The sequence below is a fragment of the Rhizobium sp. NZLR1b genome (assembly GCF_019685155.1).
GTDB lineage: Bacteria > Pseudomonadota > Alphaproteobacteria > Rhizobiales > Rhizobiaceae > Rhizobium.
This window is the reverse complement of sequence record NZ_JABDWC010000013.1, coordinates 111,838-131,796: the sequence shown is the minus strand read 5'-3', so window position 1 is coordinate 131,796 and position 19,959 is coordinate 111,838. Positions and strand designations below refer to the sequence as shown.

The following is a 19,959-nucleotide window of genomic DNA, read 5'->3' as shown; positions in this document are numbered from 1 at the left end:
CATTGTGGCGGGGGCGATGGGTTCGCCGCCGCCTTTTTTAGTTTGCCGCTGAAGATCGCATATCCGCGCACCGGATATGCCGCATGGGGAAATCGAGCCCGAATGGCTGTCAACACCTTCAATCCGTCCCGCGCTTTGCGCTTGCAGAAAACCGCATTCCTGCCCGCTTTGGCGCTAGCGGCAATGTTCGCCCTCGCCGGCTGCGAGACGACCAATACCTCGGATGCGGTGATCCGCATCGACAAGGCGCAGGGCTCGGAAGAGAATATCGCCTCGCTGACGGCGGTTATCAACGCCAATCCCAAGGATCCCGAAGGCTACAATGTCCGTGGCTCCGCCTATGGCCGCGCCGGCCAGTTCCGTCCGGCTCTGAATGATTTCAATACGGCGCTGCAGATCAATCCACGGTTTTTCCAGGCCTACGCCAATCGTGCCCTCGTCTATCGCAACATGGGTCAGCAGGCCCAGGCGATCGGCGATTACAATGCCGCGTTGCAGATCAATCCGAGCTATGACGTCGCCTATATCGGCCGCGGCAATGTCTACCGCACGGCCGGCCAGGATGATCAGGCCTTCAACGATTTCGACAAGGCGATCCAGCTTGGCACCACCGATGGCCGTGCCTATCACAATCGTGGCCTGATCTATCAGAAGCGCAATCAGCAGGATAAGGCGATCGACGATTTCTCGAAGGCGATCTCGCTCGCGCCGAATTCGCCCGAGCCCTATAATGGCCGCGGCATTTCCTACATCGCACTGAACGACAACGACAACGCCTTTGCCGATTTCAACCACGCGATCGAGCTTAACGGCAACATTGCCGAATCCTGGGCCAACCAGGCGCTCGTCTACGAACGCCGCGGCGACAAGGCGAAGGCCACCCGGTCCTATCGTCACGCCGTCGGCCTCGATCCGAAGTACCAGCCAGCTCGCGACGGTCTCGCCCGCGTCGGTGCTTCCGCCGGCTAAGGACATCAGCTGGGCGGCGGGCAAATCGGCCGCCGCAGGGCTCGTCGTCCTCGATGACATATCATAGTATGTTGCAACCTGCTCTTGCTCCCCCTAACATGGCGCTGCTTCGATAGCCTGCTATCGGGTGTTCGAAACTTATTGAGGGCGGCTTGCGAGAGATGCGGATCTTTGCTTTCCTGACCGCTCGCGAACTCTGTTGTCTTTCGCCAGCGCATGAGACGTGGCGCAACAGATGAAGATCGTCGCGCTGTTCTTTCCCAAAGCCTCGATCGGCACTTACCTCGTCGCCATGGCGGTGGCGATCGCCCTGCCGATCTTCGCCTTTGTGACGCTGCTTCTGCTGCAGCTGGAAGACAACCAGCGTTCGACGCTGAGACGCGAGACGGCCCAGGATGCACTCGCCCTTTCGCGGATCATCGACCGTCAGCTTCAGGACATGGCGACGACGCTGCGGCTGCTTTCGAGCTCACCGGAGCTCGAAAACGGTAATCTTGCCGCCTTCCACGAGCGCACGGAAACCGCCCTCCGAGACAATACGCTGTTCGTCATCGCCGTCGACCGCACCGGCCAGCAACTCCTGAACACGCGCCGAGCCTTCGGCACGCCACTCGGCGAGGTAGCGAACATCACCGCCCTCCAGTCGGTCATGACCTCCGGCCGAATCGAGGCTTCCGACGTCTTTCGCGGCCGCATCAGCGGCGACTGGGTGTATAACGTCACCTTGCCGCGGGCGAACGATCCCGTCGCAGCCCTCATCATCACCCAGGATGCCAAGGATCTGAGCAAGCTCGTGACAACCGAGGGCCTTGCTCCCGGCTGGTCGGCCGCTGTCATCGATCAAAGCGGCCACGTGGTCGCCGCCACCGGCCCGGCCAATCTCGAACCCGGCACGCCCTTCGATCCGCGCATCCTGCCGGCGTTCACCGCTCCACGCGGCGTCTTCCAGGACGAGGCGATCCTGCCACACATGCTGCTCGGTTATGCCAGGATTCCCGGCTGGTCGTGGAAAACGGTGATCTGGGGACCGATCGCTCAGGCGTCGATCCTCAGCACCTGGCGTTTCCTCATCATCGGCGGCGTGGCCCTTCTGCTGGTCGCCGTGCTCGGCGCCTATGCCGTCGCACGGCAGGTGCGCACCACCATCCGCGATATTGCCGGAATGGCGAACCGCATGGGCGAAGGCCATATCGTCTCGCCGGTCGAAACCAGCGTCATCGAGGCGAACCAGGTAGCGATCGCCCTGTCGAACGCCTCCTTCGATCGCAGTCAAAACGAGGACCGGCTGCGCTTCGTTATGCACGAGCTTGTCCACCGCACCAAGAACCTTTTGACGCTAGCCCAGGCAATGATGCGCCAGCTCGCCAAACAAGCCGACAGCGTCGAGACCTTCCAGGCCGCCGTCGCCGACCGCCTCGAGGGGCTGGTGCGTTCGATCGAGCTCCTGACCAGCGAGCAATGGGGAGGCGTGTCGCTGCGGCGGGTGGTCGACATCCACCTGCAGGCCTTCCCGCAATCGCGCGAACAGATCGAAATCACAGGAAAAGATTTCATCCTGAAGCCGGATGCCGTTCAGAACCTTGGTCTTGCCCTGCATGAACTTGCCACCAATTCGGTGAAATACGGTGCGCTATCCGTCCCGCAAGGCCGTGTCCGCTTCGAATGGCGCGATGTCGCGGAGGAAGACAAGCCGGATGCCCTGCTCCGCTTCAGTTGGGAGGAGCGCGGCGGCCCGCCGGTCGTAGAGCCATCGCGCTCTGGCTTCGGCACGACCGTTATCAAGGCCCATGCCGCCTCCGCCTTCCGCGGCACGGTGCAGGTCGATTTTCGGCCCGAAGGCCTGTTATGGGTGCTGACGGCACAGCGTGGCACGCTGGAGCGGGAATAAGCTAGGAACATTCGCCACCTCTACCCGTTTCGAACAGGTCATTCCCAAGGAGAAAGACCATGTTCAAACAAACGATGATCACAGCGGTGGCTCTGGCGGCCGCTGCCTGGGCAAGCCCGGCGGGCGCGGAAAATTATGTCGCGCTTGGCCGTTTGATCTGTGGATCGGATGGCGGTCAAGGTCTGATCGTCACCTCGCAGAAGAACCTCATCTGCACCTATACCCCGGCATCAGGCGGCGCCAAGGCGGTCTACGCAGGCAAGATCGAGAAATTCGGCATCGATCTCGGCCAGACCGGCAAGACCGTGATGATCTGGCAGGTACTGGCAAAGACCGGCACGGATATGCCGCAATTCGCGCTGGCCGGCGAATATTACGGGGTCGGCGCCGATGCGAGCATCGGAGCTGGCGGCGGCGCCAAGGTGATCGCCGGCGGCACCAACAAGGCTTTCATGCTGCAGCCACTGAATGTTCAGGCCCAGGAAGGACTGAACCTCGCCATCGGCGTCGAGAAGATGACGTTGGTGCCGGGTGAAACCTGAGCGAAGCGGCCGCGTTCGAGCTGAGCGGCTGTATCTGCGTCATCCATGCGCGATCGCCTTGTTGATATCCTCGGTCATCTTCTTCGCGTCACCGAGCAGCATCATCGTCCCGTCCTTGTAGAACAGCGTATTGTCGATGCCGGCATAGCCTGAACCGAGCGAGCGCTTGACGAACAGGCAGGTCTTTGCCCGGTCGACGTCGAGGATCGGCATGCCGTAGATCGGCGAGGTCTTGTCGTCGCGCGCCGCCGGATTGGTGACGTCGTTGGCGCCGATGACGTAGGCGACGTCAGCCTGGGCGAATTCCGAGTTGATGTCCTCGAGCTCGAAGACTTCATCATAGGGAACATTCGCTTCGGCAAGCAGCACGTTCATATGACCGGGCATGCGGCCCGCGACCGGGTGGATCGCATATTTCACCTCGACGCCGTTCTTCTTGAGATTGTCGGCGAGTTCTCGTAGCGCATGCTGGGCCTGGGCGACCGCCATGCCATAGCCCGGCACGATGATGACCTTCGATGCATTCGCCATCAGATAGGCGGCATCCTCGGCCGAGCCGAGCTTGACCGTCTTGTCCGATGTGTCGGGCCCGCCCGATGCCATCTCACCGCCGAAACCGCCGAGGATGACCGAGACGAAGGAGCGGTTCATGCCCTTGCACATGATGTAGGAGAGGATCGCCCCGGAGGAACCGACGAGCGCGCCGGTGATGATCAGCGCCAGATTGCCCAGCGTGAAGCCGATGCCAGCCGCAGCCCACCCCGAATAGGAATTGAGCATCGAAACGACGACGGGCATATCGGCGCCGCCGATCGGCACGATCAGCAGAACGCCGAGCGCCAGCGACAGCGCCACCACGGCCCAGAAGTCGAAATGGCTCTCGGTGGCGGCAAGCCCGATGATGAAGAGCACGATCAGCACGAGCAGGCTCGCATTGATCACATGCCGGTAGGGCAACAGGATCGGCTTGCCGGACATGCGTCCGTCGAGCTTCAGGAAGGCGATGATCGAACCGGTGAAGGTCAGCGCCCCGATCGCCACGCCGAGCGCCATTTCGACCCGCGCTTCGGTGTGGATGTAGCCGATCTCGCCGATACCGAAGGAGGCAGGGGTATAGAGCGCCGAAGCCGCGACCAGCACGGCGGCCAGACCGACCAGCGAATGGAAGCCGGCGACGAGCTGCGGCATCGAGGTCATGGCGATGGTGCGGGCGATATAGGCGCCGACGCTGCCGCCGATGGCAAGTCCAAGGACGATCAGCACGAAGCCGCCGAAATTCGGCGTGGCCAGCACCAGCGTCGTCAGGATGGCGATCGCCATGCCGATCATGCCGTAGAGATTGCCCTTACGGCTGGTGGCCGGATGCGACAAGCCGCGCAACGCCAGGATGAAGAGAACGCCGGAGACGAGATAGAGGAAAGCTGCGATATTGGTCATCAGATCCTCACCGGTCCTTCTTGCGGTACATCGAGAGCATCCGCTGCGTCACGAGGAAGCCGCCGAAGATGTTTACCGAGACGAGCACGAGGGCGACGAAGCCGAAGCCGGTCGCAAGTCCGCTTGTGGAGATGCCGACCGCCAGAAGCGCGCCGACGACGATGACGGAGGAGATCGCATTGGTGACGGCCATCAGCGGCGTATGCAGCGCCGGCGTCACCGACCACACAACGTAGTAACCGACAAAGATCGACAAGACGAAGATCGCCAGCTGAAAGACGAACGGATCGATTGCCCCGCCGGTCGCAGCACTTGCCGCTTCCGGTGCGTGGGCGGCTGCCGTGACGACGGCAGTCACCGCCTGGTCGAGCTGCTCCAGCGCTCTGTCCATTGCTTCACTGGCCATCAGAGATCTCCCTTCTTCGCGCCGCCGAATGCGGGATGAACCACGTCGCCGGCATAGGTCAGCATCGTCGCCTTGACGAGTTCGTCGTCGAGGTTGACGACGACGCTCCTGCTTTCCTTGTTGACCATGGTCTCGAGGAAGGTCACGAGGTTCTTGGCGTAGAGCGCCGAGGCGCTGGCCGCAACGCGGCCCGGCATGTTGGCGAAACCGATCACCCTGACGCCGTCGACATCGGCAATCTCGCCGGCAACGACGCCCTCGATATTGCCGCCGCGCTCGACTGCGAGGTCGACGGCGATCGCGCCCGGTTTCATTGCTGCGAGCATGGCGCGCGAAACCAGCCGCGGCGCCGCGCGACCCGGGATCAACGCGGTAGTAATGACGATATCCTGCTTGGCGATATGTTCGGCCACGAGTGCGGCCTGCTTCGCCTGATAGTCGGCGGACATTTCCTTGGCATAGCCGCCGGCCGTCTCCGCCGCCTTGAACTCCTCGTCCTCGACAGCGATGAACTTGGCGCCGAGCGAGGCAACCTGCTCCTTGGCGGCCGGGCGGACGTCGGTGGCTGAGACCACCGCGCCGAGGCGCCGCGCCGTCGCAATCGCCTGAAGACCCGCAACGCCGGCGCCCATGACGAAGACCTTGGCGGCCGGCACGGTGCCGGCAGCCGTCATCATCATCGGCATGGCGCGGTCATAGACCGCCGCCGCCTCGATGACCGCCTGGTAGCCGGCGAGATTGGCCTGGGATGAAAGCACGTCCATGGACTGGGCGCGGGTAATGCGCGGCATCAGCTCCATCGCGAAGGCCGAAAGTCCGGCACTTGCCAGAGCTGCGATGGCTTCGTCATTGCCATAGGGATCCATGATGGCGATGACCACGGCGCCGCTTTTATAGCCTGCGATTTCGTGTTCGCTCGGGCGGCGCACCTTCAGCACGACGTCGGCCGAGGCAGCATCGGCAAAACTGCCGATCCTTGCGCCAGCTGCCTCGAACTCTCCGTCCGGAATGCGCGAAGCCGCACCGGCACCGGCTTCGACGACAACGTCGAAGCCGAAACTCTTCATTTTTTTCACGGTCTCGGCGGAGGCCGCGACACGCGTCTCCTCGCCCGCAATTTCCCTTGCAACGAAAACGATATTGCCCAACTGCCCCCTCCTCCGGGTCAGCCGGACCGCCGCAGGCTTTCCTGCGCGGGCCAAGCACCTAAAGCATGTCGTCGCGCAAAACTGTACGGCGCGTTGCGATAACGACATGCGCAAAAATAACGACCTGAAGCGCGTGGAGCGGATCTGAAAGATCGCGACGCGCTTTAGTCACAAAGCTTCGGAGAAGCCCCTCCTCCCCTTGCCGCGATCAGCGGAACAGGAAGATGCCGATGGCGAGAAGAATGATGAAGACGAAGAGGCCGCCAAGGAGGCCGGCGCCGCCGAAGAAACCGGCGGTCATCGCAAGCAGGAGGCAGATGAGAAGCATCGAGCCGTATTTCGCGGCAGCAATGAACATGTCGTAGGTGTTTTCATGTTCCTTGTAATCCATCGGCGCGCCGGTCTCGACCGGTCCGGTATGATGTTCGGCCATAAATATCGTCTCCCTGAAATGCCTCTGCGCTGCCTGATTCCCCCGCCCCGCGAGGGAAGTCCCTGCCTGCAGGAATTACACAATGACAGGCGAAAGCGCAATGCATGAGAACGCCGCAGCTAATGCATGTCGCCGGGAAGTGTGTAGCGGTTCCGGGACAACGACATGCATAAAACAAAGGCTTAAAGCGCGTCGCATGAATCAAATTTGATACGACGCGCTTTAGGCGTCAAAACCAGCTATTTCCAGGCGGCAAAAGCATGAGGGGCGACGACTGCGGATAATTGTTGCCGCCCCTCATTGTTCTCACTCAGATGCTAGCCCGGTGAGAGAGGAAGAAATCAGAGCGGCAGGTCGGTGCCGAGTTCGCCTTGCGGCACGAAGCGCGCCGTCGGAATGATGGTGAGCGGCGGCAATGTGTCGTTGGGATTGCGCGAAAACATCATGCGTTGCTCGCTGGCGCTGGAGATGAAGAAGGGGTAGCGCGTCAACAGCTTGCGCCCGACCTCGATCACATTCGTCGCCATCAACGTCACGTCAACCCCGTAACTCTCCGCCAGTCGGCCCGGCACAATGGTATCGGCATAGAAAACCCGCTTATAGAAGGCGGCATGTGGGGGCCGGACGGACTGAAGAACGCGGTCCGCCCTGAAATACGCTGCCGCAACGATGGTCGGCCGCAGCGTCAGATAGGGAACCCAGGGCAGATCGGCGGTGAGCTCGGGATCGGCCGCGAAACGCGCGGGGTCGATCAAGGTCAGCCCGGCGTCCAAAAGCTCATCCATCGCCTCGGGAAAGGCCTCTCCGGACCGACTGATACGGTGCTCGGGTGTCACATAATGAACCCGGATGGTGCTGACCAATTCCCCATAATAATACAGGCCGAAGATATAGGCATGGCTGTCGAAATCGACATCGTCCAATAGGCCTCCCGGGGCAAGCGACAGCGCGTCGTGGGCCTTGTAGGCCTTGTAGCGCAGGCGTTCTACCTGCTCCATGTCTTCGCTGCTTTCGACGCGGCGATACTCGACATGATCCAAAACTTCCAAAATTTTCGCGCTGAAATCGCTACGCTTGAACAGTGTCTCTGACATTTTCTCGATCCGCTCGTTAACGGATCATTAATCATATGCCGGCGAGATTTAGGCAAGAAAATCCGATAATTCGGGCCGTTTATAAAGTATTAAGGTTAACGGCGCGGAGGATTGTCAGCGGAAAAGCGGCCGTAGCAGAGCGCTCAGGCGACCTTGTTGCGCCGACGCTGAACGGGGCGGCGGCCGATGCCCTGCTGCAATAGCGGGATATTCTGGGAAGGCACCGGCTGAGAGAAAACATAGCCCTGCACGAGATCGGTGCTGCGGTGCTTGTTGAGCAGAGCGAGCTGCTCTTCGGTCTCGACGCCCTCGATGACGATCTTCAGCCCCAGTTCGCGGGCGAGATGGACCGTACCGCGCAGGAGCTTGTGGCGGCGGTTATCCTCGACGATGTTGCGGACGAAGGAGCGGTCGATCTTGACGATATCAAGCGGCAGCGTGTCGAGATAGCTGAGGCTGGAGAAGCCAGTCCCGAAATCGTCGATCGCGATGGTGATGCCGCGGGCCCTGAGCTCCGCCAGAATGGCGCGCACCGCCGCCGGCTCGTCGATCAGGCAGCTTTCGGTGACCTCGAGATGCAGCCGCGCCGAATCGAGGCCGGAATGGGCAAGCGCATCGGCGACGACCTGGAGAATGTCGGCATCCCTGAGGTCCCGCGCCGAAAGGTTGACCGAGACGGCAATATGGTCCGGCCAGTTCATGCATTCGCTGCATGCCTTGAACAGGACGAAGCGGGTGATGTCCGAGATGATGCCCATATCCTCGGCGAGCCGGATGAAGACATCGGGCGGGATCAAGCCCTTCTCCGGATGCACCCAGCGCGCCAACGCCTCGGCGCATTCGATCCGCGAACCATCGGCCCGGAACATCGGCTGGAAGACGAGATGCAGCGCCTGCGCCGAAACCGCATCGCGCAGATCCGCCTTCAGCTTCTGCTGCTCGATATAGCGGCCATCCATCTCCCGCTCGAAGCCTGATATGCCGCCCTTGAAGCGCGACTTGCTTTCGAACAGGGCAAGATCCGCCTTGACGCTCCATTCGTCCATCGCGAACGCGGTACTTTCGAGGATCGCGTAGCCGGCGCTGAGCGAGACGAGGAAGGTCAGCTCATCGACCTCGTAATGACCCTGGATCGCGGCGTGCACGCGGCGGATCTCGACGTCGAGCAAGGCCGGGTCCTTCGCGTGCGGGAAGAACAGGATGAACTGGTCGCCCATCAGCCGGCCGAGAATGGCGTTGCCGGAGGCCTGCTTGACGCGTGCGGCGATAGCGCAGAGCAGATGATCGCCGGTGATATGGCCGCGCATGTCGTTGACATGTTTGAATTCGTCGATATCGAGAACCATGAAGCCGAGCGGCCCGGACTTCCTTTGATGTTTGGCGAGATAGTCCTGCACCAGCTGCCCGAAATATTCCCGGTTCGGCAGGCCGGTCAGCGCATCGAAGCGGACCATGTGCATGATCTTCTGCTCCGCCTTCACGCGGCTCGAAACGTCCTCGAAGATCAGTACGGCGCCGCCGTCAGCCCTTCGGCTGGCAGAGAATTCCAGAGACAGGCCCTCGGGAAAATGAATGAGGGTGCGCGACAGGTTGCCTTCGGCGACCTGGGTGAGCTGGCGCAGGATGAGCTCCGGCTGCGAGGCGTCCATGAAACTGTAGCGCGCGCCGTAACGCAGGACGGCGCCGAGGTCGCGGTCCTTCAGCCGCTCCGGCGCGCCTATCTTCAGAAGCTCGCAGGCCTTGCGATTGACGACCTGGATACGGTTTTCGGCATCGACCATGACCAGGCCATGCGGCATGTTGTTGAGCGCTGTATCGAAGCGGTCGGCGATGATGGTGATTTCCCGGCGCGCGATGACATTCTCATAAAGGAACTCGCGCACACCGTTCGCCATGGCTCGCGTCGTCAGCCAGAAGGGAATGAGGAAGATCGACAGCAGGCCGCGATATAAATCCATAGCCAGCAGGCTGCAGACGATCATCGGCAGGCAGCAGAAGAACGTCTGGAGATCGACTGCGAAGCGTGAGCCGTAGTTGCGGCCGACGACGGAAACCATGGTCGCCATGGTGACGGAAATGCAGGCAAGTTCGGCAAAGGAATCGTGCACGACGAAGATGGCGTAGCCGCTGGCAAAGCCAAGCAGGGCGGTGGTGCAAGCCCCACTGGCGACCAGAATCCGCTCCCAGCGCTCGATTCCGGCATGCGACAAGCTCTCCTTGTCGACACGATCGAACCGTCGGAAGATGGCCATGCGAACGCTGAAAACCAGAAGAAAGGCAACCGACAGCGGAATATAGACGGAGGATTGCGTTTTGGCGGCCACGGCAAGGCACGTAGCAATATGCACGATCACGCCAACAAAAAGCGTCATGCGGTTCCCGGACAGGGAACTCACAAACGACAGATAGACATCTAAAGGGACCCTGTTCGGGTTATCTGGCTTCATCCACACTTTCCCTGTGCGCGGGAATTCTAAGCCCAACCCTTTAAAAATTGATTTCAATGGAATCAAACATTTGGTCAAATTTTCTAAAACCACAGGATGAACAGCACAGCCTACGCGCGTTATTGCAGCCTTATGGCGAGATTATTGAAATATTCGTCCACGCCTGGGTTGTTGAAATATTCGGCGGTCATATCGGCCAACCGGCGCATCTAAGACTATACTCCAACGCCAGGCATTTATCCTTCCAATTTCAAAGGCCGTGGTCTACATCGATTGCAAGAGGGAAAACTGCTGGAAAACCGGCAGGACAAGAACAAGGGGAGGCGAATGTCGGTATTCCTGGCCGCCAGTCGGCTGATCGACCGGGTCAGCCGCGTCATGGGCAAAATTTCCGAATATATGGTGCTGCTCTGCTGTCTGATCAGCGCCGGAAACGCCATCGTCCGTTATGCCTTGAACTACAGTTCGAACGGCTGGCTTGAGATTCAATGGTATCTCTTCGCCTTCGTCGTCATGCTCGGCGCCTCGCATGCGCTGCGCAACAACGAGCATGTCCGCGTCGATCTGATCTATGGTTCGGTTTCCGACAAGGCGAAGATCTGGATCGACATCGTCGGCCTGATCCTCTTCCTCATCCCCGTCTGCGTCTTCCTCACCTGGGTCTGCTGGCCCTTCTTTGCGCTTTCTTACCAACAGGGAGAAATCTCGGGCAATGCCGGCGGGCTGATCCGCTGGCCCGTCAAGCTGGTGCTCGTCGCCGGTTTCGCGCTGCTTTCCCTTCAGGGCGTTTCCGAACTGATCAAGCGGATCGCAGCCATTACCGGCCATATCAGTATCGACATGACCTACGAAAAGCCGCTGCAGTAACGCGGGCTGGGAGAAACACATTTGTTTGATTTCGGTATCATCCCGCCGGCGATGTTCCTGGGCATGGTCATCTTCATGCTCTACGGCTTCCCGGTCGCTTTTTCGCTTGCCGCCGTCGGCCTGTTGTTCGGCATCATCGGCATCGTCACCGGCCATTTTGGCGAAGTCTTTCTGCAGGCGCTGCCGCTGCGCTTCTTCGGCATCCTTTCCAACGACCTCCTGCTCGCCATCCCCTTCTTCACTTTCATGGGTGCGGTGCTGGAGCGCTGCGGGCTGGCCGAAGACCTGCTCGAAGGCACTGGCAAACTCTTCGGTGGCATACCCGGCGGCCTCGCCTATGCCGTCATCCTCGTTGGCGCGGTGCTCGGCGCAATCACCGGCACGGTGGCCGCCTCCGTCATCACCATGGGGGTGATCTCGCTGCCGATCATGCTGCGCTACGGCTACAACCCACGCCTTGCCACCGGCGTCATCGCCGCCTCGGGCACGATCACCCAGGTCATCCCGCCCTCGCTCGTGCTCGTCGTTCTTGCCGATCAGCTCGGCAGGTCGGTCGGCGATATGTATCTGGGCGCGATCGGCCCTTCGATCCTGCAGGTGACGATCTTCGTGCTCTTCATCCTGGTGATGTCGATCATCCGGCCGAAATCGATGCCGCCGCTGCCGAAAGAGGTGCGCGGCGATTTCAACTGGGCACTGCTCATCAAGGTGCTGATGGGCATGGTGCCCTCGATCGTGCTGATCTTCCTGGTGCTCGGCACGATCTTCATGGGCCTTGCGACACCGACGGAAGCAGGCGCGCTTGGCGTCGTCGGCGCCATGGCGCTCGCCGCCTTGCATCGCCGCCTCACCTGGCCGCTGATCCGCGAGGCGATGGCGTCGACCACGCACATCACATCCATGGTGGTGATGATCCTGATCGGCTCCACCTGTTTCAGCCTGGTGTTTCAGGGCATGGACGGCTCGCGCTGGATCGAGCATATGCTGTCGGGCATTCCCGGCGGCCCGGTCGGTTTTCTGATCTTCGTCAACATCTTCATCTTCGTGCTCGCCTTCTTCCTCGATTTCTTCGAGATCGCCTTCATCGTCATCCCGATGCTCGCCCCCGTCGCCTCCAGTCTCGGCATCGATCTGATCTGGTTCGGCGTGCTGATCTGCGTCAACATGCAGACGAGCTTCATGCATCCGCCGTTCGGCTTCGCGCTCTTCTACCTGCGCTCGATCGCCGGCAAGGACGTCAAGACCTCCGATATCTATATCGGCGCCCTTCCCTGGGTCGGCATGCAGCTGATCCTGGTGGCGATCGTGATCTTCTGGCCGCAATCGGTAACCTATTGGCTGGATCACGGTCCGAAGGTCGACCCGAACTCGATCAAGATCGAAGTCCCGGGCTTCGGCGGCCAGCTCGGCCTGCCGCCGCTGGGCGGCGGCAATGGCTCGCCGCAGATCCCCGGCCTGACCCTGCCGCCACTCGGCCTGCCGCAAGCACCGCCTCTACCCGCCAAATAACCCCACCAAGTAACAGAGCCAAAACAAAACCCCGGACCAAGCGTGATCCGGGGTTTTGGTATGCGTTCGTGTAATGCGCCGATGGAAGCTCTCAGAGCTTTCCGGCCCGCTGCTGGATCATCATGAACGTATCGAAAGTGTATTCCGAAAGCTGCATCCAGAGATAGGCGTCGCGTTTGAAGGCGGTCTGGTCGTCGTAGATCTTCTTGAAATACTGGTTGGTGCCCGAGATTTCGCTGTAGATGCCAATTGCCGCCTGAAAGCAGGCTTCCATGATTTCCTGGCTGAACGGGCGCAGCGTCGCGCCTTCGGCAACGAGCTGCTTCAGCGCGGTCGGGTTCTTCGTGTCGTATTTCGCCAGCATGTTGGTGTTGGCGAAAGCGCAGGCATCGGTCAGCGCCGCCTGATAATGCTTCGGCAGATTGCTCCATTTTTCGAGATTGAAGAATCCATGCACCGTCGGGCCGCCCTCCCACCAGCCGGGATAATAATAATACTTCGCCACCTTGTGGAAGCCGAGCTTCAGATCGTCATAGGGACCGACGAATTCCGCCGCATCGATCGTGCCTTTTTCCAGCGCCGGATAGATGTCGCCGCCGGCAATTTGCTGCGGGATGACGCCGACCTTCTCCATGACGCGGCCGGCAAGGCCGGCGATGCGCATCTTGACGCCCTTGAGATCATCTAGCGTATTGATTTCCTTGCGGAACCAGCCGCCCATTTGCGCACCGGTATTGCCGGCCGGCAGCGCATACATACCCTGTGTGGCATAAAATTCATTCATCAGCTTATTGCCGTTGCCCTCGTAATACCAGGCATTGGTCAGGCGGCTGTTCAGGCCAAACGGAATGGCCGTTCCGATGGCATAGGTCGGGTCCTTGCCGACGAAATAATAGGAGGTCGTATGGGCAGCCTCGACCGTACCGGCGGCAACCGCATCGACGGCCTGCAGGCCGGGCACGATTTCACCGGCAGCAAAAGGCTGGATCGTGAAATTGCCGTCTGTCGCCGCGGCGACATGTTTGGCGATATCCTCGGCGCCGCCATAGATCGTATCCAAGCTCTTCGGAAACGACGACGTCATGCGCCACGCAATCTTCGGATTCTCCTGCGCGATCGCAGGCGCGGCCAATGCCGTTGCGGCCACCGCGCCGGCACCGGCGGTTCCCGCCTTCTTGAAAAACGAACGACGATCCATCAAAAACCTCCCGTATAGATGGCACTGCGCGGGCAATCTTCACCCCTATCCGCAGCGAGGGGAAGCTAAGCATGGCGAGAGCCGCGATTCAAGCGTTAGTCTGTTAGCCTTTGGCATCAAGACGGCAATAGGACAACGGGCACGCATCCATCAAAATCAGCGGCTTAGCAGCGAACCCGGAGCCGCGGCAGCGCTTCCGCCGCATTTTGGTCACCTGACACAGCCAAGCGTTGACTTGACCGCCGTTCTGGCGGCAAAACGATGTGCAGAAAGATTTTATCGGGGCTGATATGACGAAACCAATCGTTGCTATTCCTGCAGATATCCGCAGCTTCGACGGCGCGACCTGGCACGCCGTACAACATCAGTACCTCAGTGCCGCATTGACTGCGGCCGGCGTTATGGCCTTCATCATCCCCGCCTTCGAGGAGGGCTACGATACCGACGCGATCCTCGACCGTGTCGATGGCCTCTTGGTTTCCGGCTCGGCCAGCAACGTGCATCCTTCGCTCTACGGTGCCGATGCCAGCGATAGGGACGGTCCCTTCGACCTCGCCCGCGACGCCACCAGCCTGCCGCTCATCCGCCGCGCCATCGACCGCGCCATTCCGCTGCTCGCCATCTGCCGTGGCATCCAGGAGCTTAATGTCGCGCTCGGCGGCTCGCTGGCAAGCGAGATCCAGGAGCAGCCGGGCATCTCAGACCACCGCCGGCCGGAAGGCGTCGACCGCGACGGCATGTACGCCATTCGCCAGAGCGTCTACGTCAAGGAAGGCTCCTGCATCGCAGGCATTCTCGGCCCGGGCGAGGTCCGCGTGAATTCGTTGCACCGACAGGCAATCGCCAGAACCGCACCGCGGCTGCAGGTGGAGGCAAGCGCCGAGGACGGCACGGTGGAGGCCGTTTCCGTCATCGACGCCAAGGCCTTTGCCGTTGGAGTGCAATGGCATCCGGAATACTGGGCCGAAACCGACAGGCCTTCGAACAAGCTGTTTGCCGCTTTCGGCGACGCCGTCCGCGCCTACGCCGCCGCCGCCAAGCTCCCGCTCATCCCCGCGAAGGCGACCGCCTGACGGTGCGGCGCCGGCGCGCTATCAGCCCGCCGAGCGTTGAGCAGCAACCATCAATGGTGATCGTCGTCCTCGTCGTCATGCTCGTGCTTGAGCCAGGTGCAGAGCTCCGCCGGTAGCAGTTTCTCATAGGCGTCGTCGCTGCCGACGAACTCCCCAAGATCCTTGACGCTGACGAAGCCGACATTCGGAAATTGCTCGGCCGCGCTGCGCAAGAAGTCGAAACGCTCGTCACCGACACCGACCATGACATAGTAGATCTGCGATTCGGCATGCTCGGCCTTCTGCAGCAGGGCCCAGGCTGCATCTCTGTCGGCATTCTCGCCATCGGTGAGGAAGTAATTGATCGCCGGAATGCCCGACCGTGTCTCCTCGCCGAATGTATCGCGGCTCATGCCGAAGATCATGCCGAGCAAGCCGCCAGCCGCCTCCTCTTCCATCAAACCGTACGTCATCAGGTTCGAGCGGATGACCGGTCCGTAATCCGTGCCACCCCAAAGTACGGCTTTCAGCGCATCGTTGCCGATGATTTCACGCTCGACGTAACCCTCGTAATTTTTGGCGGTGGCCGGTGCGATCGATGCCATCCTCTCCTGATTGGAAAACACCCAAGTATCGATACGCCCGTCGTCATCGAAATAAAGAGCGACGGGAAGAATACGCTCGAGCGCAGCCTGGACCACACCAGATTTGAAAAGGTCGGTCATCGAGCCCGAGACATCGATGTTGATGCCGACCTGGGCGGGAATGCGCTCGTGAATGCCTTGTTTCTGAAGGACGAAGCCGACGCGTCGAACTTCTTCCTCGGGCTTGTGCAGTTTGAATGTCGTCATTATCATCCCTCCGATCTGAGTTTTCCAAGAATGCGCGCATGAATGTCGCGAAGCAGTGATCTGATGCCAGCCTGCGCTGGCGGTTGCGCGCTTCGGGCCGCCGTCAGCGCCGCGGAATAGGCTGCATGCCAGGCAGGCAGGTCCTCGTGCAACAGGCCATCGCCAGCGTGTCCGAGCGCGTCCACGTGCCGCGCGAGCCCGGCAACGGTATGCATGCTCATCTCGATCGTGGCCTTCGTCGCCGACAGGCTGGCAATCCTCGTCTCGATCGCGTCGGCTTGCGAGGTGTAATGCGCCTGCCGTTCGCGATCGGAAAACTGAACTCCGCCGATATGATCGACCAGGAAGCGCGCCGCCAGGATGTGTGCGGCGAGATCACGGCCGAGCGCCGCATAGGCCTTGCCGATGGCGCGAAGCCGTTTTGCGACCGCAACGATTTCGGGCGCAAGCGCATCGAGCTCCTTCGCCAGGGCCTGCACGTCGGGATAAAGCTGCAGAAAGAGGCTGTCGGGATCGCGCGGAGCCGCCAGCGCCTTGATTGCCTTCAAGACGCCGCCGCGAACGGCAAACACACGGTCTGGATCCAGATCGCCGAGACGCTGGAGCAGTTCGGCGCTAAGACGCCTTCCCATCGCCAAGGCTTCGCTGTCGGCAAGCGCGAGTTCGCTTTCGGCAAGCCTGCCATGCTCTGTCTGAAGGCGGGCGCCGAAGCGCACGACGTCGTCGAAATAATGATCGTCGAGATTGGTGCCGTCGACGATGCGCAACGCTGCCGTCGCGACCGATGCGGCAGCGCCGGGATCGATCTTCAGGAACGCCTCCACGCTGCAGGGAATGCGCCGGCGAATTTCCCCGGCGCCGAGAACACGCGGCTTGTCACCCTTGAGCATCGGCGGTCGCGGCGAACCGAATAGGACTTTCGGCTGGGTGGATTGTCCGGGAGGTTGGGCAACGTCAGGCGAGGCGCTTTTTGGAAAAAGCACCTTGGGCAACCGGCCCGGCTCCTTTCCCGGCGGTCCATCTGCCTTGCCGCTCATCAAACGAGGCCCCCGTTCAGTTGAAATAAGCCTGGATGACGTCGCCAAGCCCGGCATTCGATCCTGCACCGACGGCATGGAATCGCCAGGATCCGTCCGGCTGCTTCAGGAAGGAAGCCACCTGTATCGTGGTCTTGCCGGCAAATTCGGCGGTGAGCTGGTAGCGGCAAAGCTCGTCATCCATCGCGTCACAAACTTCGATATAGGCGTTCTTGACCTTGCCGAAATCCTGTTTCTTGCGCTCCGCATCATGAATCGTCGCCCAGACGGCAAGCTCGGAAACCTCGTCCGGCAGCTTCGCCAGCACGATCTTGAACTCCTCGCGGAAACCCTCGTCATGGTGGCCGCCGCCATGATCGTCATCGTCGCCGTCCTCATCGGGTTCCGACCCTTTGACCAGGCCGCCGCGCCCGGTCCGGTCGTCGCGTTCGTGCCACATCGAGCCGTCATCCGTCTGGAAGGAACCGTCGGCATTCTTGCTCAAAGACCCTTCCGGATTGCTGGAACTGCGCACGAAAGCATAGCAGAGTGCATGCGAGCCTTCATTGTAGAGCCGCGCGCGGTTCGCATCGCCACCGGGATGGACCAGCGCAAAACAATGCACGTCGAGATCAAAGGCCGGCCCCGAACCTTCGGGCGGATCCCAAACAAGTCCCGAATGGACGAGCTGGATCTCCTTCTGGATCTGGAATGATTGCCCCTTGTTGAGCTTGAAAGTTGCCATGCGCTGTCTTTCTCCTGAAGTCTCAGATCGGACGATCGGTCACGATTTGCCGGGCTTGTTCGAGTTTGGCGCGGGCGGCGGCATAACGTTCCTTGTTTCGCTCGCCTTCGGCGACCACCTTGTCGGCGATATTGCGCAGCCGCTGCGCGGTGCCGAGCACCAGATCGGCATCGGCAAGCCGGGTCTCGCCGGCCGCCCTGACCGAATTGACCGAAACATCCTCCAGCACCTCGGATCCATAGTGCTGCAGCGACGCGCGCAGTTCACGTCGCATCGTGTTCATCTGCTGGATCGACTGCATTTGGAAGAGCGCGTGCAGGCGGATCAGCATCGATTTGATGTCGTTGAATTCCGCATTGGCCGAGGTGACGGTATCTGCAAGGGTGGCAAGCGCTGCACCCCGGGCAATGCCGATCGAGTCGAGGTCGGCCGGCGCCTTGGCATAGGCGGTTTCAAGAACGAGGACCCGGTTCTGGAAGATATCGCGCTTCTGCGAGAAGTCGCGGGCTTCCTGCACCTTGAGCGGATCGCCGGAAGCCGCCTCTTCCGTCAACCGGTCGAGCTCGCGGCCGGCATCGGCAAGGATGCGTCTTCCGGCCTCGACGAAAACGCCGAGAGACACGATCGTATCGCGATATCCCTCGGCCAGCGTGCTCATGCGCGACACTTCGAGAATGAGCTTGCCGCTCTCCTCCTCGATCTCAGCCTCCATCGGCCTGACCAGATCTCCGAGGGATTTGGCCTTGCTCTGCAGCATGCCGCGAACCTCGTCCGTCACCGATTTGAGGCGCTTGGCGGGGTCGCCGAGACCGACGGCCGTCAACAGGCGTTCGAGGAAATTGCCCTTCAGCTTCTCGCGGATGCTTGCTTCGAGCCCTTTGAGATCGGCGTCATTGATGCCGTCCCGGATCGTCCGGAACAATTCGAACAGCACCGGCGACTGCGCATTGGTGATCTGGGAAAGGATGGCATCGAGCTTGGCGCCGAAGCCGCCGATGGCTTCCTGGCCGAAGGTAATCAAATGATGCGGCTCGACCGTTGCCAGCCTGTACCGCTCTGCGAGGTCGCCGACCTCGCCGGCTTTCTCCGGCGGAAGAACGACCGTCACCACGGCCGGCAGGCCGCCGGTCGAAAGCGCGGGCATCAAGCCCGGGCTGGTCTCGAGGCTCTTCGTGTTCGACGCACTTGGCTCCGACATGCCGTCAATCCCCTTTGTTCGGCCTTTATCCTGCAGCCCGCCGGCGCAATTCCCAAACGCACGGAAAGGTTGAGAATCTTAGTTGTAAAATCGGCGAGAATGTAACCGACGGCATCGCACTGGGCAACATATCATCCACGAACCACAGTCGATTTGGCAGCGCTGTATACCTCGCATAAATCAACTTCTATGCGGCGCGCCTAGCCCTTTTGCGGCGTCTCCGACACCGGCGTCAGCGCTGCACCTTTCTCGAACCAGGCAATGAGATTGTCGGCGACCAGATCGGCCATCGCATTGCGCGTCGGCACCGATGCGGAAGCGACATGCGGCAAGAGCACGGCATTGGTCGGCTCCAACAGGTCACCCGGCACAGTCGGCTCTTCATAAAAGACATCGAGGCCGGCCGCCCCGAGAGCCCCGGAGGCAAGCGCCGCGCTCAACGCCGCCTCGTCCACCGTCCAGCCGCGGCCGACATTGACGAGAATGCCGTTCGGGCCGAGTGCTGCCAGAATATCGGCGTCGATCGTCTTATGCGTCTGCGGCGTCTTCGGAACGATGGCGATGAGCGTGTCCACCGCTTCCGCTAGCCCCTTCAGCGTCAGGTGATAATCGTAGGGTGCATCGGCATGTCGCGACCGTGTGTGGTAACTGATCTTCACCTTGAACGGCTCCAGCCGCTTGGCGATCTCAAGCCCGATGCGGCCAAGGCCATAAAGCCCGACATGACGGCCCTTGAGCGAGAAGCGCGACAGCGGATAGGTCGCGCCCGGCTTCCAGTTGCCCGCACGCAGCCAGGCTTCGGCCCGCGGCAACTCGCGAACGGTATTGAGCAGCAGGCCGATCGCCGTATCGGCGACCTCGTCGTTCAGCACATCAGGCGTGTTGGTGACGACGATGCCTTTCTCGGCGGCTTGTTTCACATCGACGCCGTCGTAGCCGACACCGAAATTGGCGATCACCTCGACATGCGGCAGCTGGTCGATCCAGGCGCCGGGGAACGGGCCGGAGACAGCGACACCGCGGATGCGGCCGGCAGTCCCGTCGTCGAGGGCAAGCCTTTCCTCCCGGGCGACGGCGATGATCTCAAAACGATCCTTCAGCCTTTCGAGAACACGCTCGTGTATCTTCCCGGGAACGAGAATGGCGATGCGGGACATGG

At 61.1% G+C, this 19,959-nt stretch carries 18 protein-coding genes; 6 read left to right on the top strand and 12 right to left on the bottom strand.

All coding sequences use genetic code 11. From position 1 onward, the window contains the following. The first annotated feature begins 102 nt into the window (after positions 1–102). The 3 genes from HJB84_RS19365 (at position 103) to HJB84_RS19355 (ending at position 3,399) form a co-directional block, all read left to right on the top strand. Positions 103–969, top strand: a complete 867-nt coding sequence (locus tag HJB84_RS19365; protein ID WP_207581804.1) for a tetratricopeptide repeat protein — start codon at positions 103–105, stop codon at positions 967–969. 235 nt (positions 970–1,204) lie between these two features. After that, the gene (locus HJB84_RS19360; protein ID WP_207581805.1) at positions 1,205–2,857 is read left to right on the top strand and encodes a sensor histidine kinase; all 1,653 of its coding nucleotides are present in this window, start codon (positions 1,205–1,207) and stop codon (positions 2,855–2,857) included. Between the two features lie 59 nt (positions 2,858–2,916). Then, positions 2,917–3,399 (top strand): DUF992 domain-containing protein, encoded by a 483-nt coding sequence (locus tag HJB84_RS19355; protein ID WP_221116623.1) that lies wholly within the window; start codon positions 2,917–2,919, stop codon positions 3,397–3,399. A gap of 39 nt (positions 3,400–3,438) precedes the next feature. Here the strand turns inward: HJB84_RS19355 and HJB84_RS19350 are convergent, their stop codons facing one another. The 6 genes from HJB84_RS19350 to HJB84_RS19325 form a co-directional block, all read right to left on the bottom strand. Further along, the gene (locus tag HJB84_RS19350) at positions 3,439–4,836 is read right to left on the bottom strand and encodes an NAD(P)(+) transhydrogenase (Re/Si-specific) subunit beta (protein WP_207581807.1); all 1,398 of its coding nucleotides are present in this window, start codon (positions 4,834–4,836) and stop codon (positions 3,439–3,441) included. Positions 4,837–4,843: 7 nt separating this feature from the next. Next, the gene (locus HJB84_RS19345) at positions 4,844–5,242 is read right to left on the bottom strand and encodes a proton-translocating transhydrogenase family protein (protein WP_007631757.1); all 399 of its coding nucleotides are present in this window, start codon (positions 5,240–5,242) and stop codon (positions 4,844–4,846) included. Then, the gene (locus HJB84_RS19340; protein WP_221116622.1) at positions 5,242–6,390 is read right to left on the bottom strand and encodes a Re/Si-specific NAD(P)(+) transhydrogenase subunit alpha; all 1,149 of its coding nucleotides are present in this window, start codon (positions 6,388–6,390) and stop codon (positions 5,242–5,244) included. The genes HJB84_RS19345 and HJB84_RS19340 overlap by 1 nt, the downstream gene beginning before the upstream one ends. A gap of 208 nt (positions 6,391–6,598) precedes the next feature. After that, on the bottom strand, positions 6,599–6,823 hold the full coding sequence (locus tag HJB84_RS19335) for an aa3-type cytochrome c oxidase subunit IV (protein ID WP_007631760.1): 225 nt from the start codon (positions 6,821–6,823) through the stop codon (positions 6,599–6,601). Positions 6,824–7,164: 341 nt separating this feature from the next. Then, positions 7,165–7,917 (bottom strand): N-acyl amino acid synthase FeeM domain-containing protein, encoded by a 753-nt coding sequence (locus tag HJB84_RS19330; RefSeq protein ID WP_207581809.1) that lies wholly within the window; start codon positions 7,915–7,917, stop codon positions 7,165–7,167. A 143-nt stretch (positions 7,918–8,060) separates the two neighbouring features. Next, positions 8,061–10,364, bottom strand: a complete 2,304-nt coding sequence (locus HJB84_RS19325) for a bifunctional diguanylate cyclase/phosphodiesterase (RefSeq protein WP_207581810.1) — start codon at positions 10,362–10,364, stop codon at positions 8,061–8,063. A gap of 327 nt (positions 10,365–10,691) precedes the next feature. Here HJB84_RS19325 and HJB84_RS19320 point away from each other — a divergent pair, with 327 nt between their 5' ends. Further along, positions 10,692–11,231 (top strand): TRAP transporter small permease subunit, encoded by a 540-nt coding sequence (locus HJB84_RS19320; RefSeq protein ID WP_221116621.1) that lies wholly within the window; start codon positions 10,692–10,694, stop codon positions 11,229–11,231. A gap of 21 nt (positions 11,232–11,252) precedes the next feature. Further along, positions 11,253–12,740 (top strand): TRAP transporter large permease subunit, encoded by a 1,488-nt coding sequence (locus HJB84_RS19315; protein WP_221116620.1) that lies wholly within the window; start codon positions 11,253–11,255, stop codon positions 12,738–12,740. 91 nt (positions 12,741–12,831) lie between these two features. On the opposite strand, the gene HJB84_RS19310 is transcribed toward HJB84_RS19315, so the two are convergent. Continuing rightward, the gene (locus HJB84_RS19310) at positions 12,832–13,938 is read right to left on the bottom strand and encodes a TRAP transporter substrate-binding protein (RefSeq protein ID WP_207581813.1); all 1,107 of its coding nucleotides are present in this window, start codon (positions 13,936–13,938) and stop codon (positions 12,832–12,834) included. 290 nt (positions 13,939–14,228) lie between these two features. Between HJB84_RS19310 and HJB84_RS19305 the strand changes: the two genes are divergently transcribed. Continuing rightward, positions 14,229–15,011 carry a gamma-glutamyl-gamma-aminobutyrate hydrolase family protein gene (locus HJB84_RS19305; protein WP_207581814.1) on the top strand — a complete coding sequence of 261 codons (783 nt, stop codon included), beginning with the start codon at positions 14,229–14,231 and terminating at the stop codon, positions 15,009–15,011. 50 nt (positions 15,012–15,061) lie between these two features. Here HJB84_RS19305 and HJB84_RS19300 read toward each other — a convergent pair whose 3' ends face one another. From HJB84_RS19300 to HJB84_RS19280, 5 genes are all read right to left on the bottom strand, one after another. Further along, positions 15,062–15,841 carry a VWA domain-containing protein gene (locus HJB84_RS19300; RefSeq protein ID WP_207581815.1) on the bottom strand — a complete coding sequence of 260 codons (780 nt, stop codon included), beginning with the start codon at positions 15,839–15,841 and terminating at the stop codon, positions 15,062–15,064. A gap of 2 nt (positions 15,842–15,843) precedes the next feature. Then, a complete protein-coding gene (locus tag HJB84_RS19295; protein WP_311044998.1) occupies positions 15,844–16,824 on the bottom strand; it encodes a hypothetical protein in 981 nt (326 codons plus the stop codon). A 70-nt stretch (positions 16,825–16,894) separates the two neighbouring features. Beyond that, on the bottom strand, positions 16,895–17,602 hold the full coding sequence (locus tag HJB84_RS19290) for a TerD family protein (RefSeq protein ID WP_221116618.1): 708 nt from the start codon (positions 17,600–17,602) through the stop codon (positions 16,895–16,897). A 22-nt stretch (positions 17,603–17,624) separates the two neighbouring features. Then, positions 17,625–18,800 carry a Toxic anion resistance protein (TelA) gene (locus HJB84_RS19285; RefSeq protein ID WP_221116617.1) on the bottom strand — a complete coding sequence of 392 codons (1,176 nt, stop codon included), beginning with the start codon at positions 18,798–18,800 and terminating at the stop codon, positions 17,625–17,627. A 200-nt stretch (positions 18,801–19,000) separates the two neighbouring features. Beyond that, positions 19,001–19,957 (bottom strand): 2-hydroxyacid dehydrogenase, encoded by a 957-nt coding sequence (locus HJB84_RS19280; protein WP_221116616.1) that lies wholly within the window; start codon positions 19,955–19,957, stop codon positions 19,001–19,003. Positions 19,958–19,959 lie beyond the last annotated feature (2 nt).